At 74.1% G+C, this 1,112-nt stretch carries 1 protein-coding gene; it reads left to right on the forward strand.

The features are described from left to right. Positions 1-1,112, forward strand: a 1,112-nt coding sequence (locus AE652_RS36940) for an acyltransferase domain-containing protein (RefSeq protein ID WP_049659524.1), incomplete at both ends; no start/stop codon positions are given.

Here is a 1,112-nt window from a genome sequence, read left to right on the forward strand (position 1 = left end):
GCGGGTGTGGTGACCGGGTCGGTGGCTGCTGCCGGGGTGGGGCGGACGGTATTCGTCTTCCCGGGGCAGGGCAGCCAGTGGGTCGGGATGGGGCGTGAGCTGGCCGCGTCGTCGCCGGTGTTCGCGGCGCGGCTGGCCGAGTGTGCTGCGGCCCTGGCGCCCTATGTGGATTGGCAGTTGGACGATGTGCTGGCGGGCCTTCATGGCTTTGAGGCCGCCGATGTCGTGCAGCCCGCGCTGTGGGCCGTGATGGTGTCGCTCGCCGCTGTGTGGGAGGCGGCCGGTGTCGCTCCGGACGCTGTGGTCGGTCACTCGCAGGGCGAGATCGCGGCGGCTGCCGTCGCCGGGATTCTCTCCCTGGACGACGCTGCCAAGGTCGTGGCTCTGCGGAGCAAGACCCTGAAGGCCCTGGCCGGTCGTGGCGGGATGCTGTCGATCGCGGAGCCGGTGGACGGCGTCCGCGCGCGGATCGCCCCGTACGGTTCCCGGCTGTCGGTCGCGGCGGTGAACGGTCCGTCGGCGACGGTCGTCTCCGGTGACGCCGACGCGCTGCGTGAACTCGCGGACTCCTGCGGGGAGTCCCCGCGTGCCCGGATGATCCCGGTGGACTACGCCTCGCACAGCGCCCACGTGGACGAGCTGCGCGAGGAGATCCTCGCCGTGCTCCAGGGCATCGCCCCCCGCGAGGTGCAGGTCCCGATGATCTCCGCGCTGACCGGTGAGTGGCTGTCGGGCCCGGAGCTGGACCCGGCGTACTGGTACGCCTCCCTGCGCGAGACGGTCGAGTTCGACCGTGCCGTACGGACCCTCGGCGAGGCCGGACACGGCGTGTTCCTGGAGGTCTCCCCGCACCCGGTGCTGACCCCGGCGATCGCCGACAGCCTGGAGGACCGCTCCCCGACCGTGGTGGGCACCCTGCGCCGCGACGAGGGCGGCGCCGAGCGCCTGCTGACCTCGCTCGCCGAGGCGTACACGGGCGGCGCCCCTGTCGACTGGGCGGCGGTGCTCGGCGGCGGGACGGCGGTCGAGCTGCCGACCTACGCCTTCCAGCGCCAGCGGTACTGGCCGGCGGCCCCGGCCCGGCCGGCGGGCGCGGCGGGCGTCGACGACTG

Source organism: Kitasatospora sp. MY 5-36 (assembly GCF_001182915.1).
Classification (GTDB): domain Bacteria; phylum Actinomycetota; class Actinomycetes; order Streptomycetales; family Streptomycetaceae; genus Kitasatospora.